This window comes from Teichococcus aerofrigidensis (assembly GCF_054073225.1).
This window is the reverse complement of the sequence record NZ_JBSXMU010000157.1, coordinates 1-6,635: the sequence shown is the minus strand read 5'-3', so window position 1 is coordinate 6,635 and position 6,635 is coordinate 1. Positions and strand designations below refer to the sequence as shown.

The 6,635-nt window shown below is 75.3% G+C and carries 8 protein-coding genes; 6 read left to right on the top strand and 2 right to left on the bottom strand.

The features are described 5' to 3' along the window. From ACVMLK_RS19240 to ACVMLK_RS19215, 6 genes are all read left to right on the top strand, one after another. Nucleotides 1-738: HAD-IC family P-type ATPase (locus ACVMLK_RS19240; RefSeq protein ID WP_457487323.1), on the top strand; the 738-nt coding region annotated here is incomplete at its 5' end. Beyond that, nucleotides 735-1,124, top strand: coding sequence for a Cu(I)-responsive transcriptional regulator (gene cueR, locus ACVMLK_RS19235; protein WP_198365186.1), 390 nt, complete (start codon nucleotides 735-737; stop codon nucleotides 1,122-1,124). The genes ACVMLK_RS19240 and cueR, both read left to right, overlap by 4 nt. Further along, complete coding sequence (locus ACVMLK_RS19230) at nucleotides 1,121-1,321, top strand: heavy-metal-associated domain-containing protein (RefSeq protein WP_198365185.1); 201 nt, start codon at nucleotides 1,121-1,123, stop codon at nucleotides 1,319-1,321. The genes cueR and ACVMLK_RS19230 overlap by 4 nt, the downstream gene beginning before the upstream one ends. 70 nt (nucleotides 1,322-1,391) lie before the next feature. Further along, nucleotides 1,392-1,925, top strand: a complete 534-nt coding sequence (locus tag ACVMLK_RS19225) for a hypothetical protein (protein WP_198365184.1) — start codon at nucleotides 1,392-1,394, stop codon at nucleotides 1,923-1,925. 94 nt (nucleotides 1,926-2,019) lie between these two features. Next, complete coding sequence (locus ACVMLK_RS19220; RefSeq protein ID WP_198365183.1) at nucleotides 2,020-3,204, top strand: enolase C-terminal domain-like protein; 1,185 nt, start codon at nucleotides 2,020-2,022, stop codon at nucleotides 3,202-3,204. 106 nt (nucleotides 3,205-3,310) lie between these two features. Further along, on the top strand, nucleotides 3,311-4,516 hold the full coding sequence (locus ACVMLK_RS19215; protein ID WP_457487322.1) for an MFS transporter: 1,206 nt from the start codon (nucleotides 3,311-3,313) through the stop codon (nucleotides 4,514-4,516). A gap of 31 nt (nucleotides 4,517-4,547) precedes the next feature. On the opposite strand, the gene ACVMLK_RS19210 is transcribed toward ACVMLK_RS19215, so the two are convergent. After that, the gene (locus tag ACVMLK_RS19210) at nucleotides 4,548-5,321 is read right to left on the bottom strand and encodes an SDR family NAD(P)-dependent oxidoreductase (RefSeq protein ID WP_457487321.1); all 774 of its coding nucleotides are present in this window, start codon (nucleotides 5,319-5,321) and stop codon (nucleotides 4,548-4,550) included. Further along, nucleotides 5,318-6,635, bottom strand: a 1,318-nt coding sequence (locus tag ACVMLK_RS19205) for a capsular polysaccharide export protein, LipB/KpsS family (protein ID WP_457487320.1), incomplete at its 5' end; no start/stop codon positions are given. The genes ACVMLK_RS19210 and ACVMLK_RS19205, both read right to left, overlap by 4 nt.

Genomic DNA, 6,635 nt, shown 5'->3' with positions numbered 1-6,635 from the left:
GGCGTCGAGGGGGTGGTCGATGGCCGCCGCCTGCGCCTCGGCAGCCCGCGCCTGCTGGCCGAGAGCGGTGCCGCGCCCGGCCCGCTGGAAGGCGCCGCCGCCACCGAGGCCGGCAAGGGCGCGAGTCTGTCCTGGCTGATCGAGGTCGGATCGATCGAAGCCGGGCCGCCCCGCGTCCTCGCCCTCTTCGCCTTCGCCGACACGCCGCGCGCGGGCGCCGCGGAGGCGGTGCGGGCGCTGCGGGAGCAGGGCGTGGCGGTGGCCATGCTGAGCGGCGATGGCGCCGCCGCCGCCCAGGCCGTGGCGCGGCAGCTTGGCCTCCGCGAGGTCGCGGCCGAGGTGCTGCCGGAGCAGAAGGCGGCGCGGATCGCCGCCTGGCGGAAGGAGGGGCGGCGCGTCGCCATGGTGGGGGACGGGGTGAACGACGCCGCCGCGCTGGCCACCGCCGATCTCGGCATCGCCATGGGCAGCGGCACCGACGCCGCCATCGCGGCCGCCCACGTCACCCTGCTGCGCCCCGATCCCGCCCTGGTGCCGACGACGCTGGCCGTCACCCGCGCCACCCTGGCCAGGATCCGGCAGAACCTGGCCTGGGCCTTCGGCTTCAACGCGCTCGGCATCCCGCTGGCGGCGCTCGGCCTGCTCTCCCCGGCGCTGGCCGGGGCGGCCATGGCCTTCTCCTCGGTCGCGGTGCTGTCCAACGCGCTGCTGCTCTCGCGCTGGAGGCCCGGACGATGAACATCGGCGAGGCCGCCGGGCGCGCCGGGCTGAGCGCCCGGATGATCCGCCACTACGAGGCCGAGGGGCTGCTGGTCCCGGCCCGGCTGGCCAATGGCTACCGCGACTACACCCCCGCCGATGTCGCCGTGCTGCGCTTCATCCGCCATGCCCGCGCGCTCGCCTTCCCGCTCGAGGATGTGCGCCGCCTGCTGGCGCTCTGGCGCGACCGCAACCGCGCCAGCGCCGATGTGCGGCGCATCGCGCTGGATCATGTCGCGGCGCTGGAGGCCAAGGCCGAGGCGATGCAGGCCATGGCGCGGAGCCTGCGCCACCTGGCCGCGCACTGCCATGGCGACGGCCGCCCCGACTGCCCCATCCTGGACGAGCTGGAGAAGACCCCATGAGCGAGACCATCACCCTGGCCGTGCGCGGCATGAGCTGCGCCCATTGCGTCCGCGCCGTGACCGAGGCGATCCGCGCGGAGGACCCGGCGGCCGAGGTCGCGGTGTCGCTGGAGGCCGGCCAAGTCACCGCGCGCACCCGCCTGCCGCGCGCGCGGGTCGCCGCGCTGATCGCGGCGGAAGGCTACGAGGCCCTCTGAGGTTCCGCCGCATCCACCTTTCGTTCATCCCGCCGTGGCAGAACTCGCGCACCTCAGCGGAGAGCGCGGGATGAGCGACCTTTGGAAGAATCCGAAACAACCGAGCCTGCCGGGGCCCCTGCAGGGGGAACGGCGCAGCCCCTCGCCCCTGGCCGACTACAACAAGGCCCGCTTCACCGGCTATGGCGGGGAGGATGTCCACCAGACCGCCAAGCCGCCCGCCGGCCCGGTCAACCCGGTGATCGGCCGGCTGCGGGATGAGCTGGGCGAGCTGGTCGAGAGGCACCGCGCCTTCTTCACCCTGCATGCCGAGATGGACCCCCGCGCCCTCAGCCGCACGCGGGAGGGCTGGTCGGTCGCCTGGCGCCGCTGGGCGCTCGACGACCTGAACGACCAGGTGGCCGAGAGCCGCGAGGTCTACGTGATCTATCGCGGCGAGAGCTACCGCCATGCGCTCTACCTCGACCGGCTGGGCCAGCAGATGCTGGCGGTGCAGCCGCAGGAGCCGCACGGCAAGCTGCGCTACCGCCGGCTGAGCGCGAAGACCGATCTCTGCGACCTCTACGGCCCCTTCGCCCGGCTGTCTGACAACCCCCTGGGCTGAGGACCGGGCCGGCGGGGCCCATCGGCAGGGCCGGGACTGGGCTTCCGGTGCGCCCGCGCTACTCTGCGCGCGCAACCGGAGGAACCGCAGGCCCATGCGCATCACCGCCATCCGCCAGGGCGTCGCGCCCATCAGCAGCGAGATCGCCAACGCCTATATCGACTTCTCGAAGATGACGGCGAGCATCGTCGCCGTGACGGTGGAGGACGGGCAGGGCCGCAGCGCCACCGGCTTCGGCTTCAACTCCAACGGCCGCTACGCTCAGCCGGGCCTGCTGGCCGAGCGCTTCATCCCCCGCCTCCAGGAGGCGCCGGAGGCGCTGCTGGCGACGCCGGAGGGCGGGCTCGATCCCGCCGGCGCCTGGTCCGCCATGATGCGCAACGAGAAGCCGGGCGGCCATGGCGAGCGCTCGGTCGCCGTCGGCGTGCTCGACATGGCGCTGTGGGACGCGGCGGCCAAGCTGGAGGGGGTGCCGCTCTGGAAGCTGCTGGCCGAGCGCTTCCGCCAGGGCCAGGCGGACGAGACCGCCTGGATCTACGCCGCCGGCGGCTACTACTACCCCGGCAAGGACGTCTCCGCGCTGGTCGAGGAGATGCGGCGCTACCTCGGCATGGGCTATTCGGTGGTGAAGATGAAGATCGGCGGCGCCCCCGGCGTGCCGATCAAGGAGGCGCTGCCCGAGGACGTGAAGCGCATCGAGGCGGTGCTGGCGCTGCTCGGCGGCGACGGCTCGCGGCTCTGCGTCGACGTCAACGGCCGCTTCGGCCTGCATGCCGCCCTGGCCTACGGCGCCGCCCTCGCCCCCTACCGGCTGCGCTGGTACGAGGAGCCCCTGGACCCGCTGGACTACAGCAACCACGCCGCCCTGGCCGAGCAGTACGGCGGCCCGCTGGCCACCGGCGAGAACCTCTTCTCCATGCAGGATGCCCGCAACCTGATCCGCCATGGCGGCCTGCGGCCGGACCGCGACATCCTGCAGTTCGACCCGGCCCTGTCCTATGGCCTGGTGGAATACCTCCGCACGCTGGAGATGCTGGCGCAGCACGGCTGGAGCCCGCGCCGCTGCGTGCCGCATGGCGGCCACCAGTTCGCGCTCAACATCGCGGTGGGCCTCGGCCTTGGCGGCAACGAGAGCTATCCGGAGGTCTTCGCCCCCTTCGGCGGCTTCGCCGACGACACGCCGGTGCGGGACAGCCGCATCCACCTGCACGACAGCCCGGGCATCGGCTTCGAGCGCAAGAACGCCCTCCACGCGGTGCTGAAGACCCTGCTCGACTGAGGCGCCCGGCGGGGGGGGCGTCCCTTGGCGCGCCTCCCCCCTTCCGGCACACTGTCCGCAAGACCCGGCCCGCAGGACCGGGCGACGGGAAGGGTGGAAGCCGGAATTGACACTGCCTCTGTGGGCCAGCGCCCTTGTCGCGACCCTGATCGTCCAGACCATCAGCTCCTTCGCCACCATCGCCATCCCGCTGCTCGGGCCGCCGCTGATGGCCCGCGCCGGCCTGCCGCCGGAGGGGATCGGCCTCGTCTCCGCCATGACCTCGGCCGGCATCTGCTGGTGCCTGGCCTGCGGCGGGCCGATGCTCGGCCATCACGGGCCGGTGCGGACCCTGCAGATCGGCCTGGCCTGCACCGCCCTCGGCCTGTTCGTCCTGTCGCAGCCGCTCGGGCTCCCGGCCCTGCTCGGCGCGCTGGCCATCGGCTTCGGCGCCGCGCCGAACACCCCGGCGGGCAGCCAGATCCTGATGCGCGCCGCGCCGCGCCGGCACCGCACGCTGATCTTCTCGATCAAGCAGGCGGGCGTGCCGCTGGGCGGCGCGCTGGCCGGCCTGATCGTGGCGCCGCTGGTGGCCGGCCAGGGGCTTTCCGCCGCGCTCTGGATGCTGATCGCCGTCAGCCTCCTCACCATCCTGGTGGTGCAGCCCTTCCGGCGCCGCCTGGACGGCGAGCGCGGCGAGGCCCGGCCGGGCTGGGCCCGCGCCTTCCTCTCCCCCGCGGCGCTGCTCCGCTCCGCCAGCATCCTGCGCAGCCACCCCACCCTGCCGCTGCTGACGGCGCTGGGCGCCTCCTTCTCGGTGATGCAGGCCTGCCTGATGGCCTTCACCGCCACCTATCTCGTCACCCGCCACGGCGCCTCGCTGGCCGAGGCGGGGCGGACCATGGCGGCGATGCAGGGCGCCAGCATGCTGGGGCGCATCGCCATGGGCTGGCTGGCCGACCGCATGGGCCAGGCGATGCGCCACCTGGTGCTGCAAGCCGCCGCCTCGGCCCTGGCGGTGGGCCTGCTCGTCACGCTGGGCGGACAGGGCGGCTGGCTGCTGCAGGGCTGCGCCATGCTGGTGGGCTTCACCGCCATCGGCTGGAACGGCGTGCATATCGCCGAGCTGGCCCGGGTCGCGCCCGCCGCCCTGGTCAGCGACGTCACCTCCGCCGCCAGCCTCTTCGGCTTCCTCGGCTCGATCGGCGGGCCGCTCGCCTTCACCCTGCTGGTGGGCTGGACCGGCCGTTACGACCTGGCCTTCCTGCTGGTGGCGGCGCAGCTGGCGGGCTGCGGGCTGGCCTGCTGGCTGCTGCGGCCGCGGGAGGCCTGAGGCCGGGTGGCGGTCGCCCCGGCCCCGCCGCTCACCCCTCCCGCACCTGGAAGGCCATGCGCCGCACCAGGGCGTCCACCGCCGCCGCCGGCAGCAGCGGCGCGAGGCGCAGCGCCCAGGCCAGGGGCCAGGGGAAGGCGAGCTGCGCGTCGCCCTGCTGCAGGGCGCGGGCGATGCGGTCGGCGGCCGCCACGGCGGTGAGGGAGAGCGGGCGCGGGCCGACCCAGCGCTCCCCCATGGCGCTCTCGAAGAAGCCGGGTGCGATCAGCGTGACGCGCAGGCCGCGCGGCCCGAGCCCGGCCCGCAGCGCCTCGCCATAGGCCCAGAGCCCGGCCTTGCTGGCGCAATAGCCGGGACTGTCCGGCAGGCCCCGGAACGCGGCGAGCGAGGCGACCAGCCCGAGGCTGCCCTGGCGCCGCGCCTGCATCCCCGGCAGCACCGCCTCCACCAGATGCACGGCGCCCAGCAGGTTCACCTCGATCTGCGCCCGCAGCGCGGCCAGCCCCTCGGCGCGGCCATCCGGCCGCGTGCCGGCGCTGATCCCGGCATTGGCGATGGCCAGGTCCACCGGCGCCTCGGCCTCCCAGCCGGCGACGATCCGCGCCAGCGCCTCCGCCTCGCGCACATCGCAGCGCGCCACCTGCGGCAGGGCGCCACGGGCGGCGCAGTCGGCGGCCACCCCGGCCAGGGCCGCCTCGTCCCGGGCGATCAGGCCGAGCCGCACGCCCGGCGCGGCGAAGCGCCGCGCCAGGGCCGCGCCCAGGCCGCGCGAGGCGCCGGTGATGACGACGTGGCGGAACCTCACCGCAGCCGCCCGATCCGGGCCAGCGCGGCGCGGATGCGGCCCTCCAGCCCGCGGTGCAGCGTCCAGGGGGAGAGGGTCCAGGCGCCGGGGTCGTCCAGGCGCTCCAGCACGGTCTCGGGCGGGCAGGGCAGTTCGGTCACGGGGTCCACCTGACGGGGAAAGAGGATCAGCGCGCCGGCGACAAGGGCATCGAGGCTGAGGCGGCGCCCGCGCCGGGGCGGCGGGTTGCGGTCCTCCGTCAGGCCCCAGCCGGCATAGAAGGGCTGCCCCCAGGTGGTGACGGGCAGGCCGCGCAACAGGGCCTCGAAGCCGGAGAGGGAGGTCAGTGTGTGCAACGCGTCGATCTGCGGGAAAAGTGCCGCGAGCGGCGCGCCGGTCACCACCTGGTCGGCCAGGGCGGCGAGTTCCCCGGCCTCCAGCCGCCCGCGGCGGAAGCCCGCTTCCAGATCGGGGTGCGGCTTGTAGATCAGGAAGGCCTCCGGATGCGCGGCGCGGACGGCGCGCAGCAGGGCCAGGTTGCCCTGGATCGGCCCGCCGCCGAGTCGCACCGAGGCATCCCCCTCCACCTGCCCCGGCACCAGAAGGCGCTGCCGGCCGGGCGGCGCGGCGATCGCCGGCGTGGCGCCGCCCAGATTGTACTTGGTGACGCCGCGCGCCACGATCGCCTGGCGCAGCGCCGCGGCGCGGGCCAGCAGGGCCGGCGGGAAGTCGGCCTCGGCCAGCAGGACCTCCAGCTGGCTCGGGCGCGCGGGGTCGTAATAGATGCCGCGCGCATCCACCGCATAGGCGGCGCCGGGCAGGAAGCGCGCGCCGAGCCCGCGCGAGCGGACGAAGCCGTCCTCCACCGCGAGCAGCGCCACGCCCTGGGCGGCGCAGGCCTCGCGGAAGCCGGGCGGGATGGCGGCGGCCCAGGCGGCGACGGCCCCGCCCTGCCGCTTCGCCCGCCGCAGGGCGCCCGCCGGGGTGGCGGCGAAGCCCGGCCCGCCGCTGGCATGGGCGAAGAGCGCGGCGATGCGCCGCCGCTTCCAGAAGGCCATGCCGAGGCAGACGGCGACGCGCCGGTTCTCCTCCTGCCGCGCCCGCCACTCGGCCAGTTGCGCCAGAGCCTGCTCGAAGCGCCAGGGGCGGGAGAGGAAGGGGTCGGCGCAGCGCGTGGCGGCGATCAGCGCGGCCAGCCGCGGCAGCGGCGCCAGGCGGTACCCGGCCACCGCGACGCCGGCGATGGCCGCCAGCAGCGCCATGCCGGCATCGGCGCCATAGAGATCCTCCGCGAGGTCGAGCAGGGTCCAGGGCGCCAGCGGCCGGTCCAGCCAG